This is a genomic window from Mesorhizobium oxytropidicola (assembly GCF_056174625.1).
Map to the genome: position 1 here is coordinate 4,155,599 of NZ_CM149692.1, position 19,573 is coordinate 4,175,171.

The 19,573-nt window shown below is 62.6% G+C and carries 13 protein-coding genes and 2 pseudogenes; 11 read left to right on the plus strand and 4 right to left on the minus strand.

Features of this window, described 5'->3' with window-relative positions; translation table 11 throughout:
* Positions 1-10: 10 nt before the first annotated feature.
* A pseudogene (locus AC0V8S_RS20720) lies at positions 11-762 on the plus strand (DUF502 domain-containing protein).
* On the opposite strand, the pseudogene recG reads toward AC0V8S_RS20720, so the two are convergent.
* Positions 714-2,821, minus strand: a pseudogene (gene recG, locus AC0V8S_RS20725) (ATP-dependent DNA helicase RecG). The pseudogenes AC0V8S_RS20720 and recG overlap by 49 nt on opposite strands.
* 92 nt (positions 2,822-2,913) lie before the next feature.
* Between recG and AC0V8S_RS20730 the strand changes: the two are divergent.
* The 3 genes from AC0V8S_RS20730 (at position 2,914) to AC0V8S_RS20740 (ending at position 8,490) form a co-directional block, all read left to right on the plus strand.
* The gene (locus AC0V8S_RS20730; protein WP_183460015.1) at positions 2,914-3,201 is read left to right on the plus strand and encodes a succinate dehydrogenase assembly factor 2; all 288 of its coding nucleotides are present in this window, start codon (positions 2,914-2,916) and stop codon (positions 3,199-3,201) included.
* Between the two features lie 69 nt (positions 3,202-3,270).
* Positions 3,271-6,768 (plus strand): transcription-repair coupling factor, encoded by a 3,498-nt coding sequence (gene mfd / locus AC0V8S_RS20735; RefSeq protein WP_475433050.1) that lies wholly within the window; start codon positions 3,271-3,273, stop codon positions 6,766-6,768.
* A 348-nt stretch (positions 6,769-7,116) separates the two neighbouring features.
* A complete protein-coding gene (locus AC0V8S_RS20740; RefSeq protein ID WP_183460011.1) occupies positions 7,117-8,490 on the plus strand; it encodes a class II 3-deoxy-7-phosphoheptulonate synthase in 1,374 nt (457 codons plus the stop codon).
* Between the two features lie 108 nt (positions 8,491-8,598).
* Here AC0V8S_RS20740 and AC0V8S_RS20745 read toward each other — a convergent pair whose 3' ends face one another.
* Positions 8,599-9,669 carry a GGDEF domain-containing protein gene (locus AC0V8S_RS20745; RefSeq protein ID WP_475433052.1) on the minus strand — a complete coding sequence of 357 codons (1,071 nt, stop codon included), beginning with the start codon at positions 9,667-9,669 and terminating at the stop codon, positions 8,599-8,601.
* A gap of 415 nt (positions 9,670-10,084) precedes the next feature.
* On the opposite strand from AC0V8S_RS20745, the gene AC0V8S_RS20750 reads away from it, so the two are divergent.
* Both AC0V8S_RS20750 and AC0V8S_RS20755 read left to right on the plus strand, forming a co-directional pair.
* On the plus strand, positions 10,085-10,501 hold the full coding sequence (locus AC0V8S_RS20750) for a GFA family protein (RefSeq protein ID WP_032933467.1): 417 nt from the start codon (positions 10,085-10,087) through the stop codon (positions 10,499-10,501).
* A 78-nt stretch (positions 10,502-10,579) separates the two neighbouring features.
* Positions 10,580-10,939 carry a diacylglycerol kinase gene (locus AC0V8S_RS20755; protein ID WP_183460007.1) on the plus strand — a complete coding sequence of 120 codons (360 nt, stop codon included), beginning with the start codon at positions 10,580-10,582 and terminating at the stop codon, positions 10,937-10,939.
* 30 nt (positions 10,940-10,969) lie between these two features.
* Here AC0V8S_RS20755 and AC0V8S_RS20760 read toward each other — a convergent pair whose 3' ends face one another.
* Both AC0V8S_RS20760 and AC0V8S_RS20765 read right to left on the minus strand, forming a co-directional pair.
* Positions 10,970-11,557 (minus strand): DedA family protein, encoded by a 588-nt coding sequence (locus AC0V8S_RS20760; protein WP_183460005.1) that lies wholly within the window; start codon positions 11,555-11,557, stop codon positions 10,970-10,972.
* Positions 11,554-12,117 carry a DUF1003 domain-containing protein gene (locus AC0V8S_RS20765; protein WP_183460003.1) on the minus strand — a complete coding sequence of 188 codons (564 nt, stop codon included), beginning with the start codon at positions 12,115-12,117 and terminating at the stop codon, positions 11,554-11,556. Before AC0V8S_RS20765 ends, AC0V8S_RS20760 begins: the two co-directional genes overlap by 4 nt.
* Before the next feature lie 86 nt (positions 12,118-12,203).
* On the opposite strand from AC0V8S_RS20765, the gene AC0V8S_RS20770 reads away from it, so the two are divergent.
* The 5 genes from AC0V8S_RS20770 to AC0V8S_RS20790 all read left to right on the plus strand — a co-directional run bounded on the left by AC0V8S_RS20770 (position 12,204) and on the right by AC0V8S_RS20790 (position 19,495).
* A complete protein-coding gene (locus AC0V8S_RS20770) occupies positions 12,204-12,920 on the plus strand; it encodes a DNA-3-methyladenine glycosylase I (RefSeq protein WP_475433056.1) in 717 nt (238 codons plus the stop codon).
* Between the two features lie 123 nt (positions 12,921-13,043).
* The gene (locus AC0V8S_RS20775) at positions 13,044-14,720 is read left to right on the plus strand and encodes an NAD+ synthase (protein WP_475433058.1); all 1,677 of its coding nucleotides are present in this window, start codon (positions 13,044-13,046) and stop codon (positions 14,718-14,720) included.
* Between the two features lie 35 nt (positions 14,721-14,755).
* Complete coding sequence (locus tag AC0V8S_RS20780; protein ID WP_475433059.1) at positions 14,756-15,643, plus strand: SPFH domain-containing protein; 888 nt, start codon at positions 14,756-14,758, stop codon at positions 15,641-15,643.
* An 8-nt stretch (positions 15,644-15,651) separates the two neighbouring features.
* Entirely contained in the window at positions 15,652-16,602 is a 951-nt protein-coding gene (locus AC0V8S_RS20785) for a diacylglycerol kinase catalytic domain-containing protein (protein WP_475433061.1), read from the plus strand.
* 526 nt (positions 16,603-17,128) lie between these two features.
* Positions 17,129-19,495: a hypothetical protein gene (locus AC0V8S_RS20790; protein ID WP_475433063.1), complete on the plus strand. Its 2,367-nt coding sequence runs from the start codon at positions 17,129-17,131 to the stop codon at positions 19,493-19,495.
* The last annotated feature ends 78 nt before the right edge of the window (positions 19,496-19,573 follow it).

The window sequence follows — 19,573 nt, forward strand, 5'->3', positions numbered from 1 at the left end:
CCGGTGAACCATGTCCGATGCTCCCAAGACCTCCGGCATGACCCGGCTGAGGAACTATTTCCTCACGGGCTTCGTCGTCTGCGCGCCGCTGGCGATCACCGCCTATATCGCCTGGTCGTTCATCGGCTGGGTCGATTCCTGGGTAAAGCCATATATTCCGGCGCGTTACAGCCCGGACACCTACCTGCCGTTCCCGGTGCCGGGGTTCGGGCTGATCGTCGCACTGATCCTGATCACGCTGATCGGTTTTCTCACCGCCAACATCGTCGGCCGTGCCATTGTCGGTTTCGGCGAACGCCTGCTTGGCCGCATGCCGCTGGTGCGCGGCATCTATGGCTCGCTGAAGCAGATTTTCGAGACCGTGCTGTCGAACAAGGGCGACATGTTCCGCCAGGTCGGGCTGGTCGAATATCCGCGCAAGGGTGTGTGGTCGCTGGTGTTCGTCGCCAGCGAGAAGGAAACCGAGATCAATGAGAAGCTCGATCAGGAAGGCGATCCGCTGATCGCGGTGTTCATGCCCTGCACGCCGAACCCGACGACCGGCTTCCTGATGTATGTGCTGAAGTCTGACATTGTGCTGCTCGACATGACGATCGAGGACGGCGCCAAGCTGATCGTTTCGGCCGGGCTGGTGGCGCCGAAGTTAAGAGCAAGATGGTGACGCTGAATGGCGAGCCGATCAACGGCACGGTGGCCAACCCGCCGCTAGGGCCTCATCCGGCGCGCAAGAGCCGCACAGCCTCGTCGCGGCCGAACAAATAGAGCAGCAGGCGCAGCGCCTCGCCGCGGTCGGATTGCAGCTCCGGGTCGCGCGACAGGATCAGCCTGGCATCGTCGCGGGCGGCCTCCAGAAGATCGGCATGCGCCTCGATGCGCGCCACTTGGAAACCCGGTGTGCCCGACTGGCGGGTGCCCAGCAACTCACCTTCGCCGCGGAGCTTCAAATCTTCCTCGGCGATCAGGAAACCGTCCTCGGTCTCGCGCATTACAGAAAGCCGGCGTTTTGCGGTCTCGCCAAGCGGGTCCTTGTAGAGCAGCACGCAGGAGGAGGGCTTGTCGCCGCGCCCGACCCGGCCGCGCAATTGGTGCAGCTGCGCAAGGCCAAAGCGCTCGGCATGCTCGATGACCATGACGGTGGCGTCGGGCACATCGACGCCGACCTCGATGACCGTGGTGGCGATCAGGATGCGGGTCTCACCTTCCTTGAAGGCGCGCATCGCCTCGTCCTTCTCGGCGCCCTTCATGCGGCCATGGACGAGGCCGATGCGGTCGCCGAACAGCGGCTTCAGCGAAGCAAAGCGGTCCTCGGCCGACATCAGCTTGATCTCTTCGGATTCTTCCACCAGCGGACAGATCCAGTAGATCTTCTGGCCGCCGGCGACGGCGTCCTCCATGCGGGCGACCAGTTCGTCGAGCCGCTCAAGCGGCAGCGTGACGGTGCGGATCGGCTGGCGGCCGGCCGGTTTTTCCGTCAGCTTGGAGACGTCCATGTCGCCGAAAGCGGTCAGCACCAGCGTGCGCGGGATCGGGGTCGCGGTCATCACCAGCATGTCGGGCGCATCGCCCTTGGCGGTGATGGCAAGCCGCTGGTGAACGCCGAAGCGATGCTGCTCGTCGATGACGGCCAGCACCAGGTCGTGGAAGGTCACCGTCTCCTGGAACAGTGCGTGGGTGCCGACGACGATGTCGATCTCGCCGCTGGCCAGGCCGGCCAGCGTTTCGGTACGCTCGCGGCCTTTCTCGCGGCCGGTCAGGATGGCGATGCGCAGCCCGACCTTGGCGGCAAGTGGTGTGATCGTCGCCAGATGCTGGCGCGCCAGGATTTCGGTCGGCGCCATCAGCGCCGCCTGGCCGCCGGCCTCGACCGCGCGCGCCATGGCAAGCAGTGCGACCACGGTCTTGCCCGAGCCGACGTCGCCCTGCAGCAGCCGCAGCATGCGCTCGGGGTCGGCGAGGTCGGCATTGATTTCGGCGAGCGCGAATTCCTGGCTTGATGTCAGCGAATAGGGAAGGGCGGCGCGCAGTTTCTCGACGATGCGGCCGTCGCCGACCAGGGGACGGCCGGACAGGCGGCGGATCTTTGCCCGCACCAGCGCCAGCGAGACCTGGCCCGCCAGCAATTCGTCATAGGCAAGGCGCCGCCAGGCAGCACCATCGATCGAAACATCGATCGGGTCGGCCGGATTGTGGATGCGGGTCAGCGCATCGGCAAAGGCGGGAAAAGTGTGCCGGCGCATGAAGGCGCCGTCCTGCCATTCGGGGAATTCGGGCACGCGGGCGAGCGCCTGGCCGATCGCCCGGCGCAGCACCTTGCCCGACAGCCCGGCGGTGAGCGGATAGACCGGCTCGACCAGCGGCAGGTTTTCCGCCTGGCTGGCCAGCGCGATATGATCGGGGTGGACCATGGTCGGGCGGCCGTTGAACCATTCCATGCGGCCCGAGACCACGACATGCTCGCCAACGGGCATTGCCTTTTCGAGATAGGCGGCGTGGGCATGAAAAAGGTCAGACCGATTTCGCCGGTGTCATCATGGGCATAGACCCTGTAGGGCACCGACTTGTTGCCGCGCGGCGGCGGCTGGTGACGGTCGATGCGCACGTCGAGCGTGACGATCTGGCCTTCCGCGGAACCCGCAATGCCGGGCCGGCTGCGGCGGTCGATGACGGTATGCGGCAGCACGAACAGAAGGTCGCCCGCGCGGGCCGCGCGATCACCAAGATCAGCCGTGACAACCTTCTCGATCAGCGCGCCGACCTTCGGCCCGACGCCGGCAAGCGAAGTGATCGGAACAAACAAGGGATCAAGGATGGAAGGACGCATGATGTCAGCTTATGTCGCGACGGCTACAGCGCAAGGCTGACAGCCCCTTTTATCCACGCTATATGCGCCGCAGCAAGTGAGGATGCGGCACGATGACCGGAACGAAACGATCAAGCGAGGGGCTGGACGCCCACCGCCGCAAGCTGTTGTTCCGCTCCTGGCACCGCGGCATGCGCGAGATGGATCTCATCCTCGGCACCTTCGCCGATGCCGAGATCGGTGCCTTGACCGGAGAGGAAATCGACCAATATGAGAGGCTCCTCGACATTCCCGACACCGACTTCCTGCCGCTGATCACGGGCGAACGCCCTGTGCCGGCGGATATCGATTGTGCCGTCCTGCAAAAAATCCTGGCGTCCCGCCGGACCATGACTTTCTGAACAAGCAATTCCAGGAAAAGTGCGAAGCGGTTTTTCCACAGGAATTGCGACAAACAAGACCGTGATTTGATGAGCCTCATTCCCACCATTGGCCTGCCGAAAGGCCGTGCCGGCCAGTTCATCGTCGACGGCGTCGCCGATGGCTATGAAGCCTTCGCGCTGGTGCAGGCGGCGCTGGAGATCGCGCCTGACAAGCCGGTGCTGTTCGTGGCGCGCGACGGGCAGCGCCTGCCGGCGATCATCGAGGCGCTGGCCTTCGCTGCGCCCGGCCTGCCGGTGCTGGAACTGCCGGCCTGGGATTGTCTGCCCTACGATCGCGTCTCGCCCGGCTCGGACGCCGCCGCCAAGCGTCTCGATGCGCTGACCGCCATGATCGCGCTGGCGAAGAAGCCGCACCGCGCCGTCATCCTCACCACCGCCAATGCACTATTGCAGCGCATTCCGCCCGCCGACCTGGTCGAGGCGCAGACGTTTCATGCCGGGACCGGCAACCAGATCGACATGAACGCGCTGGTGTCGCGGCTGGAAACGTCGGGCTTCGAACGCGTGCCGACGGTGCGCGGCATCGGCGAATTCGCGGTGCGCGGCGGCATTCTCGACCTGTTCGCCCCCGGCTGGACCGAGGCGCTCAGGCTCGACTTCTTCGGCGACACGCTGGAATCAATCCGCGTCTTCGATGCCGCCACGCAGCGCACCACCGGCCAGCGCAAGTCGATGGCGCTGCAGGCGATGAGCGAGGTGGCGCTGACGCCGGAAACCATCAGCCGCTTCCGCCGCTCCTACATCGAAGCCTTTGGTGCGCCCCAGCGCGACGACGGACTTTATGCGGCGGTCAGCGAGGGCAGGCGCTTCGCCGGCATGGAGCACTGGTTGCCGTTCTTCTACGAGCGGCTGGAGACGGTGTTCGACTATCTGCCGGACACACCCGTCATTTTCGACCATCTGGCGCATGAAGCGCTGGCCGAGCGCCACACGCTGATCCTCGACCATTACGAGGCGCGCAAAAAGCAGGCGGACGCCGCGTTGAAGGATGCCGTGCCCTACAAGCCGGTGGCACCGGATCTGCTCTATCTCTCTCCGGAAAACCTGATCGCCTCGCTTGGGCCTCGTGAAGCGATCGACTTCACGCCTTTCGACGCGCCCGATGCCGGTGCGAAAAAGATCTACCATGCCGGCTCGCGCCATGGCCGCAGCTTCGTCGAGGAGCGCGCCGATCCGAACGTCAACGTCTTCGATGTCGTCGTCAGGCATATTGCCGACGAACGCGCCGCGCGCCGGCGTGTCGTCATCGCCGGCTGGACCGAAGGGTCGCTTGATCGGCTGGGCCAGATTCTCACCGAGCATCATCTCGGTAATCTCAAGCAGGTCGAAACACTTGCGCAAGCGGAACAGCTCGAGCCGGGGCAGGCCGCTCTTGCCGTCCTGCCGCTCGAATCTGGTTTCGAGACCGAAAAACTGGTCGTCGTCGCTGAACAGGACATTCTGGGCGACCGGCTGATCCGGCGTTCCAAGCGCAAGAAGCGTGCTTCCGATTTCATTGCCGAGGCCTCGGCTCTGTCGGCCGGCGACATCGTCGTTCATGCCGACCATGGCATTGGCCGCTTCATCGGCCTGCGCACGATCGAGGCGGTCGGCGCGCCGCATGATTGCCTGGAAATCCACTATGCCGGCGATGACCGGCTGTTCCTGCCGGTGGAAAACATCGAGCTTCTATCACGCTACGGCTCTGATACCGCCGAGGCGACGCTGGACAAGCTGGGCGGCGGCGCCTGGCAGTCGCGCAAGGCAAAGCTGAAGCGGCGCCTGCTCGACATGGCCGGACAACTGATCCGCATCGCCGCCGAGCGGCAGATGCGTGCCGCACCGGCGCTGGTGCCGGCCGAAGGCCTCTATGACGAATTCTCAGCCCGTTTCCCCTATGAGGAAACCGACGACCAGCAGACGGCGATCGACTCGGTCAGGAATGACCTCGGCGCCGGCAAGCCTATGGACCGGCTGATCTGCGGCGACGTCGGCTTCGGCAAGACCGAAGTGGCGCTGCGCGCCGCTTTCATCGCGGCGATGGAAGGGTTTCAGGTCGCGGTGGTGGTGCCGACGACGCTGCTGTCGCGCCAGCATTTCAAGACGTTTTCGCAACGCTTTTCCGGCCTGCCGATCCGCGTCGCCCAGGCCTCGCGGCTGGTCGGCGCCAAGGAACTGGCCGAAACCAAGAAGGGCATCGCTGAGGGCCAGGTCGACATCGTCATCGGCACCCATGCGCTGCTCGGTTCGGCGATCTCGTTCAAGAATCTCGGCCTGCTGATCATCGATGAAGAGCAGCACTTTGGCGTCAAGCACAAGGAACGGCTGAAGGACCTGAAGACCGACGTCCACGTGCTGACACTGTCGGCGACGCCGATCCCGCGTACGTTGCAACTGGCGCTGACGGGCGTGCGCGAACTGTCGCTGATCGCGACCCCGCCGGTCGACCGCATGGCGGTGCGCACGTTCATCTCACCCTTCGATCCGCTGGTCATTCGCGAGACGCTGCTGCGCGAGCGTTATCGCGGCGGGCATTCCTTCTATGTCGTGCCGCGCATCAGCGATCTCGCGGAAATCCATGATTTCCTGCGGGAATCCGTGCCGGAGCTGAAAGTGGCGGTGGCCCATGGCCAGATGCCGCCCGGCGAACTCGACGACATCATGAATGCCTTCTATGACGGCCAGTATGATGTGCTTCTGTCGACCACCATCGTCGAATCAGGCCTCGACATTCCAACCGCCAACACGCTGATCATCCATCGCGCCGATATGTTCGGCCTGTCGCAGCTCTACCAGTTGCGCGGCCGCGTCGGCCGCTCCAAGGTGCGCGCCTATGCGCTGTTCACGCTACCGGCCAACCGCAAGCTGACCGACACCGCCGAGCGCCGGCTGAAAGTGCTGCAATCGCTCGACACGCTGGGCGCCGGCTTCCAACTGGCCAGCCACGATCTCGATATCAGGGGCGCCGGCAATCTCTTGGGTGAAGAGCAGTCCGGCCATATCAAGGAGGTCGGTTTCGAACTCTACCAGCAGATGCTGGAGGAGGCTGTCGCCGAGGTGAAGGATTCCGGCGAGGTCCAGGATGGCGGCTGGTCGCCGCAGATCGCCGTCGGCACGGCGGTGATGATCCCGGAAAGCTATGTGCCGGACCTGCAGCTCCGGCTGGCGCTCTACCGCCGTCTCGGCGACCTCGAAAACACCGAGGAGATCGACGCTTTCGGCGCCGAACTGATCGACCGTTTCGGGCCGCTGCCGGACGAGGTGAAGCATCTCCTGAAGATCGTCTTCATCAAGGCGCTCTGCCGCAAGGCCAATGTCGAGAAGCTCGACGCCGGGCCGAAGGGTGTCGTCATCCATTTCCGCAAGCGGGAATTCTCCAATCCGGTCGGCCTGGTCAAGTTCATCGGCGAGCAGGGTTCGCTGGCCAAGATTCGACCGGACCACAGCGTCGTCTTCGTGCGCGATTGGCCGACGCCGGACAAGCGCCTGGCGGGCTCGGCGGTGGTGATGACGCAACTCGCGCGGCTGGTCGAAAAGGCGGCCTGAGGTGCATTGATATTCAGGTGATGCCGGCCTGCAAATGGCTGATACCTGCGGTTCCGGCCTTCGCCGGCCGAAGCATGCATTCATGAGAGTGACGTAGCAGTTAAGGCTACGGCCGGCGTAGGCCGGTGCTCACGGACCGAATGTCCGCTCCGCTCCGGTTCTCGGTATCAACCATTTTCGGCTCGGCCTGACCTGAATCTCAACGCCCTCAGCGCCGCTTGTGCATTCGCCAGCGCTGAAATTCCGGTCTAGAATAGGAAATCGGCTTCGTGTATGGAGCCGCCACCCCATATTGGGACGGGAAAAGGCGGGCGAGGGTGCTCGCCGGAAAGAGCGTTGGGTGCAGCGATGACGAAATGGTCGCCGAATTCGTGGAGAGCAAAGCCGATCAAGCAGGTTCCTGCCTATCCGGACCTTGCCGCGCTGAAGAACACCGAAGCCCAGCTCGCCACCTTTCCGCCGCTGGTCTTTGCCGGTGAGGCACGCAAGCTGAAGAAGCAGCTCGCGGCTGTCGCAGCCGGCGAAGCGTTCCTGCTCCAGGGCGGCGACTGCGCCGAGAGTTTTGCCGAGCATGGCGCCGACAACATCCGCGACTTCTTCCGCGTCTTCCTGCAGATGTCGGTCGTGCTGACTTTTGCCGGCGCACAGCCGGTGGTGAAGGTCGGCCGTGTCGCCGGCCAGTTCGCCAAGCCGCGCTCGTCCGACAATGAGACCAAGGGCGAGGTCACGCTGCCGAGCTATCGCGGCGACATCATCAACGGCATCGAATTCGACGCCAAATCGCGCATTCCCGATCCCGCCCGCCAGGAAATGGCCTACCGCCAGTCGGCGGCGACACTCAACCTTCTGCGCGCCTTCGCGCAGGGCGGCTATGCCAGCCTGGAGAATGTGCATAGCTGGATGCTCGGCTTCGTGTCGGATAGCCCGCAGGGCGAGAAGTACGAGTCGCTCGCCAACCGCATAACCGAGACGATGGACTTCATGAAGGCCGTCGGCATCACTTCGGAGACCAATTATGCGCTGCGCGAGACCGATTTCTACACCAGCCACGAGGCGTTGCTGCTTGGCTATGAGGAGGCGCTGACCCGTGTCGATTCGACCTCGGGCGACTGGTACGCCACTTCGGGCCACATGATCTGGATCGGCGACCGCACCCGCCAGCCCGACCACGCCCATGTCGAATATTGCCGCGGCATCAAGAACCCGCTCGGCCTGAAATGCGGCCCGTCGCTGACCACTGACGGCTTGCTGGAACTGATCGATCTGCTCAACCCCGAGAACGAGCCCGGCCGGCTGACGCTGATCGCCCGCTTTGGTTCGGACAAGGTCGCCGACCATCTGCCGAAGCTGGTGCGCGCGGTGCAGAAGGAAGGCCGCAGCGTGGTCTGGTCGTCGGACCCGATGCATGGCAACACCATCGAGGCAGCCGGCTACAAGACGCGGCCGTTCGACCGCATCCTGAAGGAAGTGCAGACCTTCTTCGAGGTGCACCGCGCCGAAGGCACGCATCCGGGTGGCATCCATGTCGAGATGACCGGCAAGAATGTCACTGAATGCACCGGTGGTGCGCGCGCCATCACGGCCGAGGAACTGCAGGACCGCTATCACACGCATTGCGACCCGCGCCTCAATGCCGACCAGGCGATCGAACTGGCCTTCCTGGTGTCGGACCTCCTGAAGAAAAGCCATCCGGTGCAGCACAAGCAGGTCGCCAACGGCTGATCCCGGCCACTGGGCCTATAAGAAAAAGGCGCCTGGGAACCCGGCGCCTTTTCCATTTTCAGCTGATGGTCTGTGCCACGCCGGTGCGGGCGCTATCGGCAGGAGGCGTTAGTCCTTCTTATAGAGCAGCCAGCTCTTGCCGGCGCGGCCAGCCATCGCCGAATGCCTGGTGACGCGGTTGCGGCCGCTGACCTTCGACCGGTAGAGTGCCCGGTCGGCCTTTGTGTAGAGGTCCTCCGGGCCTTCGGCCTCCGATGCCATGCAGATGCCCATCGAGACCGTCACGGTGCCGTAATTCATGCCGGTCTGGCTGCTGGTGAATGGCGTCTGCTCGATCAGGGCGCGAATGCGCTCCGCGATCTCGTAAGTGGCGACTTCGCTGGCGCCCTCAATGATCAGCGCGAATTCCTCGCCGCCGGTGCGGGCGACGAACATGTCGCCGCGAATGCTGGTCTGGAAAATCTCGGCGATGATCTGGATGATCTTGTCGCCGACAGGATGGCCGTAGCGGTCATTGATATCCTTGAACCGATCGATGTCAGCAAGGATCAAGGCATTGAACAGGATGCCCTTGTTGCTGTTGTAGATTCGGGTGATCTCCTTGTCGAAGGCGCGGCGGTTCCAGATCTGGGTCAACGGATCGGTGTTGGCCAGCCGCTTGTATTCCTCGAGCTTCGACTTGACGCTCTCGAGTTCCGCCGTCTTGTCGCTGAGCGTCGAGGCGACCTGTCGGCCATGATCGATCGTCGAATTGGTGGCAACGGCCATGGCGTTGGCGATCTTCTGCAGAAGATCCTGTGAAAGCAGGCTGCGGCCACTCAAACCGCTCGATGTCTCGTCGAGGATCCTGCCGTATTTTTCGATGTGGCTGCGCTCGCTGCGCAACAGCGCGGCGACCTCCTCGAGCTCCCGGGCGATGACGTCCCTGGCGTGCTCGACGATGCCCGGGCCGTGATTCTGGGCGAAGAAAGCTCGCCCGATCTGATCCAGCTCATCCTGCGTCGGCCGGTTGCTCAAGGACACGACGGCGAGGCTGAGCTCGCGGTTGGTGCCGTTCAATGCTTCGTAGAAGATCTCGTAGTTGCGCGGCAGGCCGAGCACGCCCAGCTGGCGCATGGTCGCGACAACAGCGGATGCGATATCGGTGTTTTGTTCTGTTGGGGCGGCTGCGGGCTGCATGTCTGATTCACTCTTCCCCTCGGATCCCGACGCGGAATTTGCGGGTTCCATTGGCCGCCGAGCTGGGGAGCGCGACCCGATAGTCCAGAACATCTTGCGAAGAGGCGCGTCCCCACCCGCGACCTTCGCTTGGCGTGACCATAATTGCAGCAGCGCTAAAGTTTCCTTAATTCGTGCAGCTTCCACAGGTTTTTCTCTACCTGTGGCTGTAGAAGCATAAACTTTCGCACCATGGTCGCGGGGCGGCACACAGTTTGGCGGCTTTGAATTTGAAATCCGCTCGGCGTGCTTCTGGAAATGAAACTGAATTTCGAATTCATCACGGCAGTCGATGTCGTATTTGCTTGCGCGCAACCACCGCAAAGCTGGAATCCTGGCAACGATGCTGGACGAGGTTTCTTCAAGGGGTGCCGAAATGAGCGACAGTCACCAGGGATCATGCCTGTGCGGAGCGGTCCGCTTCCGGACAAGGGGAGCGCTGCGAGGGGTCGTCTATTGTCATTGCTCGCAATGCAGGAAGCAAAGCGGGCATTTCTATGCCGCGACCAATGTTGCCGACGCCGACATCGTGATCGAAGGCACGGAAAGCATCACCTGGTATGAGGCGTCCGCTTTCGCCGGGCGCGGCTTCTGCAAGACATGCGGGTCGGTGCTTTTCTGGAAGCCAAGGGCTCAAGACTATATTTCGGTGATGGCGGGAGCGTTCGACAAGCCGACGGGTCTCAAGGGCGACTGTCATATCTTCGTTGGCGACAAGGGCGACTATTATTCGATCGACGACGGGCTGCCGCAGTTTGAAAAGTCGACGCCTTCGATAGCGGTCGCTGAATGAATTTTGGACGAGATGCCTTATTCCCTTGATCGGGCCGTTGCTTTATCCCGTGCCGGTGATCCGGAAAGAGGTTTGGGCATGCAGCGGCTGATCGACGCTTTTATCAATTCGGTGCGGGCGTTTCGCAAGCTGGCCGCCAGCGAGAAGGCATTCCAGCAGGAGCTGATGCTCCTTGCGCTTGCCCTGCCGGCGGCGTGGTTCGTTTCGGTCTCCTGGCGTGGTTATGCCTTGCTGATCGGCGCGGTGCTGCTGCTGATCATGGTCGAGGTGCTGAACACCGGCATCGAGGCGGCCTGCGATGCCTTCAGCCGCGAGTTCAATGTCGACATCCAGCTGGCCAAGGATTGCGGTTCGCTGGCGGTGCTGATTTCGGTGGTCATCGTCGCCGGCGTCTGGGGCATCGCGCTCATCGAGCGGGTCACCGGCTTTCCCATCTGACCGTCCGAGCGCCCATAGAGGCCGGCGGCATCACTGCTCCCGACGACGCTCCCGCTTGGCGATGTGGCGGGCGACAAGCCAGGCAAGCACACCCACGGTAAGGCCGATGCCGAGCCCGATCAGCAGCCGCTCGTGGCGCAGCAGCGCCTGGCCGACGAAATGCTCGGCGCCCAGCCCGAAAACATAACCAATGGTGCTGAACAGCACCGCCCAGATCACCGATGAGATGGCGTTGAGGATGACGAAGCGGGGTGCTGCTATGGTCGACAGGCCGGCCGCGATGCCGCCGACCAGACGCATGCCGTAGACATAGCGGTTCGACAGCACGAAAATGTTGGGGTGGGTGTTGAGCAGACGATAGGCGCGGCGGAAGCCGGGCCGCCTGCGCAGCCTGACGACATGGCGATTGTCGGCGAAACTTCTGCCAAGGATGAAGAAGAAGGTGTCGCCGACGAAAGCGCCGAGTGCTGCCGCGGCAACGGCATGCCACAGCACGAAAACATGCTGGTGAGCGAAGAAGCCGCCGAGGATGGCGGCGCTTTCGCCTTCGGCGACGCAGCCGAGGAAGACGGCAAGCAGCCCATACTGTTCGATGAAATGATGAATGGCTTCGGTCATGAAGCCGACTGCTGCTGCGCCAGCCTCTCGTCGATCCGCTTGACCATCTCGGCCAGCCGCACGATCTCGTCTCGCATGCCGATGATCTGGCTGTGGCGCAGTTCATCGAGTTTTTCGTGCAGCGCCATGATCTCGATCTCGGCCTTCAGATTGACTTCGTAGTCGTGGGCGGCATCGATGCGGTCGCGTTCGGTCTGGCGGTTCTGCGCCATCATGATCACCGGCGCCTGCAAGGCGGCGACCATCGACAGCACGAGATTGAGGAAGATGAACGGGTAGGGGTCGAAGGCATCGCGCGACAGCAGCCAGACATTGCCAGCGGTCCACAGGACCAGAAAGGCCAGGAAACCCAGGATGAAGGACCAGGAGCCGCCGATGCGGGCGATCGTATCGGCAAGCCGGTCGCCAAAGGTCTGGTGGAAAGCGACCGCTTTGTTGGTGTCCCTGGAGATCGTGGTGCGCTCGAGCGTCGATTGCAGCACCCGGTTCTCGAGTTGGCTGAGGCCGTCCGGCCGTCGCTTGAGCCAGCGGTTCGCCAGATCGTCGATTGTCTTGTACATAGCCGTCTCCGTCGTCAGTGGAGATAGACGTAGAGGCTGCCGGCTCTCGCGGGAAGTGGTACATTCAAGCCAACAGCGAGGGAACTATGGCCGATTTCCAGAAAATTCGCCTGCGTGCGGCAAAACGCAAGGGCGGCGAGGCGGAGCTTTCGACGCTGCTGGGGCCGGTGCCCGACAATGCCGCCGTCGCCGATATTCCGGACGATCGTATTCTCTCGACCATGGCCGAGCGGATCTTTGCCGCCGGTTTCGTCTGGCGCGTCATCGAACAGAAATGGCCGGGCTTCGAGGAGGCGTTTCTGCGCTTCGAGCCGAAGCGGCTGTTGTTCCAGCCTGACGATTTCTGGCACGATCTGGCGTCCGATCAGCGCATCGTGCGCAACCCGCAGAAGATCAAGTCCGTGCGTGATAACGCGGCCTTCGTCGAATGCGTGTCTGGGGAATTTGGCGGCTTCGGCGAATTCCTAGCCAACTGGCCGGCCGACGACCAGGTCGGGCTGATGGCCTATCTCGGCAAGCATGGCAGTCGCCTTGGCGGCAATACCGGCCAGTATTTCCTGCGCTGGCTGGGCTGGGATGCCTTCGTCATTTCAGCCGACATGGCAGCGGCCCTTCGCGATGCCGGCCTCGACATCGCCGAAAGCCCGACCTCGAAGAGGGATCTCGACAAGATCCAGGCCCAGATCAATCAATGGGTGACGGATACAGGCCTGCCACGCCGGCACATTTCGCGCATCCTGGCGATGTCGATCGGCGAGAACCATTCGCCGCAGTCGCTGCGCGAGTATATGGGCGACGACTGATCGTTGGTCTGGTCACAATGACCGAGGTCGTCCGGCTCGACACGATTGACGATATCAATCGGTCTGGGGTGGTCCAAACGAACGCCATTGCGAGGCGAATTTTGCCGCGCTAAGTCAGCAGGCATGACCAAGAAGCTTGACATCCTTCGCATCGCAATCGCCCAGCTCAACCCGACCGTCGGCGATGTCGCCGGCAACCTCGCCAAAGCCCGCGAGGCGAGGGCCGATGCCGCGCGCCAGGGCGCCGATCTCGTGCTCTATACCGAGCTTTTCCTGGCCGGTTACCCGCCGGAAGATCTGGTGCTGAAGCCGGCCTTCCTGAAGGCCTGCGAAAAGGCGGCGCAGGAGTTTGCCGCCGACACATCGGATGGCGGCCCCGGCGTCATCATCGGCACGCCGCTGAAGCGCAAGAGCGGCACGCACAATTCGGTCATCGTCGCCGATGGCGGCAAGATCCTGGCCGAACGCTACAAGCTCGACCTGCCGAACTATGGCGAATTCGACGAGAAGCGCGTCTTCCAGGCAGGGCCGGAACTGCAGGGACCTGTCAATTTCCGAGGCGTGCGCATCGGAATTCCGATTTGCGAGGATATCTGGGGCGATGTCGGCATCTGCGAATCGCTGGCGGAAAGCGGGGCGGAAATCCTGCTGGTGCCGAACGGCTCGCCCTATTATCGAGCCAAGATCGATGTCCGTCACCAAGTGGTCATCCGCCAGGTGATCGAATGCGGGCTGCCGATCACCTATGCCAACCAGCTCGGCGGCCAGGACGAGCTGATCTTCGACGGCGCGTCGTTTGCCATCGGCGCCGACAAGACATTGGCTTTCCAGATGAGCCAGTTCGAGGAAGCGGTCGACGTCATCACGTGGAAGCGCGGGGATGATGGCTGGGTCTGCTCGGAAGGGCCGATGTCGAAGATTCCCGAGCGGGAGGAGGCCGACTATCGCGCCTGCATGCTGGGCCTGCGCGACTATGTCAACAAAAACGGCTTCAAGAACGTCGTGCTCGGCCTGTCCGGCGGCATCGATTCGGCGATCTGCGCTGCCCTTGCCGTCGACGCGCTCGGCGAAGAGCGGCTGCGCGCTGTCATGATGCCTTACCGCTACACGTCGAAGGATTCACTGAAGGACGCCGAGGATTGCGCCCGGGCGCTCGGCTGCCGCTATGACATCGTGCCGATCTTCGAGCCCGTCGAAGGCTTTCTGCATACGCTGACGCAGCTTTTCGAGGGCACCAAGGAAGGCATCACCGAGGAGAACCTGCAGAGTCGCGCGCGCGGTACCATCCTGATGGCGATCTCCAACAAGTTCGGCTCGATGGTGGTCACGACTGGCAACAAGAGCGAGATGTCGGTGGGCTATGCCACGCTCTATGGCGACATGAATGGCGGCTTCAATCCGATCAAGGACCTCTACAAGATGCAGGTCTACGCGCTGTCGCGCTGGCGCAACAGCCATGTGCCGCCGGGCGCGCTCGGGCCGTCAGGCGAGGTCATCCCGAAGAACATCATCGACAAGGCGCCGTCGGCGGAATTGCGCGAGAACCAGACCGACCAGGATTCGCTGCCACCCTATCCAGTGTTGGACGACATCCTCGAATGCCTGGTCGAGAACGAGATGGGCGTCGACGATATCGTCGCGCGCGGCCATGACCGGGCGACGGTGACGCGCATCGAGCATCTGCTCTACATCGCTGAATACAAGCGCCGGCAGGCGGCCCCGGGTGTGAAGATCACCCGGAAAAATTTCGGCCGCGACCGCCGCTATCCCATCACCAACCGTTTCAGGGATCGCGGATAGCGAGAGGGTTATTTTGAGAAGCTTGGGGGGCCTGCATGTTCATCAGCTATTTCAAGGGAACGCCTGAATATCACATCGTCCGCTTCAAGAACGGCAAGGTTCGAGAGCAGGGGCGCGGCATCAGCTTCTGGTACGGCACGCTGGGCACGACCATCGCCATGGTGCCGGTGACGTCGCTCGACAACCCGTTCATCTTCACCGAAACCACGGCCAATTTCCAGGATCTGGCGATCCAGGGGTCGGTCAGCTACCGCATCGTCGATCCGGTGAAGGCGGCGGAAGGTTTTGATTTCAGCGCCAGGCTCAGCAAATCCGACATTGCCGGCGACGGCCGCGAGAAGATCGCCGAGCGCCTCGTGCTGGCCATCCAGAGCCGGGCGCGGGCCGTGGTGTCGAGCATGACGCTCGAGCAGGCGCTGGCCGAGGTGACCAAGCTCGGTGGCAATCTTGCCGAGCTGCTGCGTGGCGATCCGATCGCCTCGACCGCGGGCCTGTCGATCGAGGAGGTCCATATCACCTCGGTCCAGCCGACACCGGAAATCCGCAAGGCACTGCAGACCGAATATCGCGAGGCGCTGCAGCGCCAGGCCGACGAGGCGATCTATGCGCGCCGGGCGCATGCGGTGGAGAAAGAACGCGAGATCAAGCAGAGCGAACTGGCGACCGAGATCGAACTGGCCGAACGCAACAAGCTCCTGGTCGACACCGAGGCGCGCAACAAGCTGACGCTGGCCGAGGCCGCGGCCAAGGCGCAGCAGCTCGAACTCACCGTCTATTCGTCGGCGCCCGCCAACGTGCTGACGGCAATGGCCTTCAAGGCCTGGGCGGAGAAGGGCGGTTCGGTCGGCAATCTGTCGATCACGCCTGATATGCTCACCAGCGCGCTCAGCCAGCTTGCCGCGCCGGCGAAGACCGAGAAGTGATTTAGCCGGTGGCCGGCGAACAGGGCAACAGGGCGATCGACCGGGTGATCGTCGTCACTCGCAAGACCGAGCTCGAAGAGCTGACGACGCGCTTCAACACGCAAGGGCAGGCGCGCTTCTATCTCAGGCAAGCCGGCATGAATTTCGACCCAGTCAAGGCGGCGCACGATATCTATCATCACGCGCTCGACCGGGTCATGGGTTCACTGCCCTCGGGCCTCAAGCAATTGCGGCTTGACCGTGAGCTGGTGCCGCAGTTCGAGTTCGGCTCCGATGTGGTGATTGCGCTTGGCCAGGACGGGCTGGTTTCCAACACGGCAAAATACCTGCCGCACCAGCCGCTGATCGGCATCAACCCCAATCCGGCGCTTTTTGACGGTGTCCTCTTGCCGTGGAATGCCGACGACACCGAACAGGTCCTCGATCTGACGATTTCCGGCAAGGCCAAGCGCCAGGCGGTGGTGATGGCCGAGGCGCGTTCCAATGACGGAAGGCGGCTGATTGCCTTCAACGACCTGTTCGTCGGCGCTTCGACGCATGTCTCGGCCCGATACGAACTGACCTATGGCGGCAGGACCGAGCGCCAGTCATCGAGCGGCATCATCATTTCGACCGGCGCCGGCTCCACTGGCTGGCTGCGTTCTGTCATGGCGGGCGCTGCCGGACTGGCCGCGGCCTATGGCGACACATCTGTGCCGACCGTGCCGCCGCAGGGCTATGACCGCGAAGGTGAGCAGCTGTTCTTCTCGGTGCGCGAGCCGTTTCCGAGCAACACGACGGGTGTGTCGCTCGTCCATGGCGTCATCACCCGCGACCGGCCACTGGTCGTCTCCTCCCGGCAGAGCAAGGGCGGCGTCATCTTCAGCGACGGCATGGAGGTCGATTTCGTCGAGTTCAATTCCGGCACGGACGTGACGATCGCGATTGCCGACCAGAAAGCCTATCTCGTCGTACCGTGAGGTCCTGTGTTGTCGGGTGACGGTGACGCTTTGAGAACGCGCTTTGGATCGCCGGGCACAAGCGGGAATCGCGGTGGTCCTCCGATCGGCCTGCCGCTCTCCGGTAGGAGAGTACGAATCAATCTCGATGTTGGTGTGACCGTGCTTGGCGCGGGGGCGGCGCAAGAAATCTCTTGCCATGTTCGGCATATATATAGTTAGATGAAGTAATTGCGGCATTGTAATATTCCTAGTGATAACCGACAGGTGCGCCGTCTGTGCCAATAGGCGCGGCGGTATCTTGGTCGTGCTGCAATGGTTTTCCAGAGATCGATGGATGTCTTCTGGCGGACAGGCAGGAAGGCGAGGAGCCTGATTTATTTAAAGTTTTTTGAAATCTGATATTGCTCTTGATTGGACAAGTAGGGTTCTGGAGGGGGACGCTATGCTTGATCTGGTAAGATCGAAACTTGGGTGTGTTTGGCCGGCCGCCAGAGAATTTCGCAAAGTATCGCTGACGTTGGCGGTGCTGATGGCGTCCAGTTGCATGGCAGTATGTGGACCGGCCGACTATCCTGCCGCGTCGCTGACGCCGCAATCGCAACCGGGTTGGAACGACACGCCAAATCAGATCGATCTGTCCGCGCCGCCCGATGAGGCGCAGGGCGGCATGACCGAGGCAGGAACACCCATCAGCAAGCGGCCCGAGCAGTGCTTTCCGGCCGAACAGCGCAACCTCTTCAGCGAGGTCGACAAGGTACCGGGACCCGACGGCACGCCGCGGCCATTCAACTATCTCGACGGAGGTAAGGTTTCGAAGGAAGCCCGCGACGCCATTCGCGGCAAGAACACCTGGATCCTTTGGGGCGAAGGCAATGAGGTGTTCTGGGATTGGGTACAGCAGCACGGCTATGGATTGGCCGACTTCCTCGTTCTCCTTGACTCGCGCAAGCGCGACACGCGGTTTGCGGATTCGGGGCTCATCAACCAGCCGGGTATGAAATCCCAAACAGACAGAAGCAAGACCATACTCGGGCTCTATCTCGACCAGGCGGATGGCGACAAGATCAAGCTGCAGCCGCCTCCGACCGATATAGATTTCGACACATCCAAGCCGGCTGTTCGCCCTGCGATGCCGGATACGCACGCCGGCCGTGAATTGTTCGAGCCGGGCGATCGGGCGCTCTATGAGAAGGTACTTGCCCAACTCGCCGACGATGGTGTCGATCCGACAGTCTATGGCTACGCCAGCGGCATCGTCGGCTTGCGGCTGTTTCCCAATCCGAACTTCTTCGGCAAGACGGACGCCGCGCAGAAGGCGCGCGATCTGTGGATGAAGGAGATCGCCAACAACCCCAAGGGCGACAACTACTACACGGACTCCTCCATCAATGCCGACCCCAATCTGGTGCGGCCTTTCCGGGTCAGCATGTCCTGCGGATTCTGTCACATCGCGCCGCATCCGCTCAATCCGCCGGCTAATCCCGAAAAGCCGGAGTGGTCGAACCTGTCCAGCACAATCGGCGACCAGTATTGGAAGCCGGTGGCCACCTTCACCAATCTGAAAAAGGCCGACAGCTTCCTCTATCAGTTCCTTGCCAGTCAGCAGCCGGGCACCATCGACACCTCGCTGGTCAGCACCGACCACATCAACAATGCCAACACCATCACCGCGATCTTCGATCTTCCGGCGCGCCTTGCCCGCGCATCGGCCAATCCGCCAGAAGAGCAAAGCGCCTCCAATCTGCTCATTCCCGGCGTCGAAGATCCGCAGTCGGCGGCAAATCCGCGGCACACGCCGCGCGTGCTGCTCGACGGCTCGGACAGCGTCGGCGTCTTCGGAGCGCTGTCGCGCGTCTACCTGAACATCGGCACCTATTCGGAGGAATGGAAACGTCTGCACAACACCGTGGTTGGCTTCAAGCCGCAACGCCCCTTCGCTGTGGCGACGGCGCTGAAGAACTCTGTCTACTGGCGCACCGCGGAGAAGTATCGCATTCCGTACATGGCCGCATTTTTCACATATGTGGCCAAGGACACCGGCGAGACCGTCACGCAGCCCATGCGTCTTGCCGATACGGGGGATGGAAAACGCCGCATCGAAGCCGAGCGCGCCGATGCCAGCAAGGGGCGCGGCGTGTTCATCCAGAATTGCGCGGTGTGCCATTCGAGCAAGCAGCCAGCGGGCTTCTCGCTCAGCTTTGCGCGTGACTGGGCCGACAAACAGGTGCTTGCGCCCAACCCGTCGCCGGCGCTGACGCTGCCAATGGACTTCGCCGACTGGGACAGCTTCAAGAAGAGCCCGGCCTATGGTGACTATGTCAAGCAGATCAGCGACCTTGCCAGCCAGGCGTCCGATCAGTCCGACCCGTTCATCAAGGACAATTTCCTGTCGACCGATATACGGGTGCCCGTCACCCTTGTCGGCACCAATTCGGGGCGAGCTGTTGCGACCAATGCCATGCGCGGGCAGGTCTGGGACAATTTCTCGTCGGAGACTTACAAGAACCTGCCCGCAGTGGGTGAGGTGCATTTCTTCAACCCGTTCTCCGGCAAGCCGGTCGATGCCTGGGGCAACAACGACAGCTATGCGCCACCGGCCGGTGGCCCCGGATACTACCGACCCGCCTCGCTGATCAGCCTGTGGGCGACAGCCCCCTTCCTGCACAACAATGCGCTCGGCGAGTACACGCACGATCCGTCGGTGGTTGGCCGGCTGAAGGCATTCGATGACGGTATCGACAAGATCCTGTGGCCCGACAAGCGCGAGGCGAGCCCCCCGTGCGCCTCGATGGCGACCTGCGCGGCAAGATGGCGCTCGCCGGAGGCGACCACGGTTTCATCTATCGAACGACCCAGCCCAGCTTCATCGACTTTTCGCCACGCTTCATCCACCCCCTTGTCACCGGGGTGATCGGTCCGTTCTGGACGTCGTTCCTGACCACGTATCTATGGAGTGGGCTGGGGTTGGCGGCGCTGATTCTGGCTTTCG

Excerpts from the sequence above, each read along its gene's own strand:
- AC0V8S_RS20750 (WP_032933467.1), top strand. The coding sequence starts at position 10,085 with ATGAGCGACAGTCACCAGGGATCATGCCTGTGCGGAGCGGTCCGCTTC.
- AC0V8S_RS20740 (WP_183460011.1), top strand. The coding sequence starts at position 7,117 with ATGACGAAATGGTCGCCGAATTCGTGGAGAGCAAAGCCGATCAAGCAG.
- AC0V8S_RS20790 (WP_475433063.1), top strand. The coding sequence starts at position 17,129 with ATGGCAGTATGTGGACCGGCCGACTATCCTGCCGCGTCGCTGACGCCG.
- AC0V8S_RS20745 (WP_475433052.1), bottom strand. The coding sequence starts at position 9,669 with ATGCAGCCCGCAGCCGCCCCAACAGAACAAAACACCGATATCGCATCC.
- AC0V8S_RS20770 (WP_475433056.1), top strand. The coding sequence starts at position 12,204 with ATGGCCGATTTCCAGAAAATTCGCCTGCGTGCGGCAAAACGCAAGGGC.
- AC0V8S_RS20775 (WP_475433058.1), top strand. The coding sequence starts at position 13,044 with ATGACCAAGAAGCTTGACATCCTTCGCATCGCAATCGCCCAGCTCAAC.
- AC0V8S_RS20760 (WP_183460005.1), bottom strand. The coding sequence starts at position 11,557 with ATGACCGAAGCCATTCATCATTTCATCGAACAGTATGGGCTGCTTGCC.
- AC0V8S_RS20730 (WP_183460015.1), top strand. The coding sequence starts at position 2,914 with ATGACCGGAACGAAACGATCAAGCGAGGGGCTGGACGCCCACCGCCGC.
- AC0V8S_RS20765 (WP_183460003.1), bottom strand. The coding sequence starts at position 12,117 with ATGTACAAGACAATCGACGATCTGGCGAACCGCTGGCTCAAGCGACGG.
- AC0V8S_RS20780 (WP_475433059.1), top strand. The coding sequence starts at position 14,756 with ATGTTCATCAGCTATTTCAAGGGAACGCCTGAATATCACATCGTCCGC.
- mfd (WP_475433050.1), top strand. The coding sequence starts at position 3,271 with ATGAGCCTCATTCCCACCATTGGCCTGCCGAAAGGCCGTGCCGGCCAG.
- AC0V8S_RS20755 (WP_183460007.1), top strand. The coding sequence starts at position 10,580 with ATGCAGCGGCTGATCGACGCTTTTATCAATTCGGTGCGGGCGTTTCGC.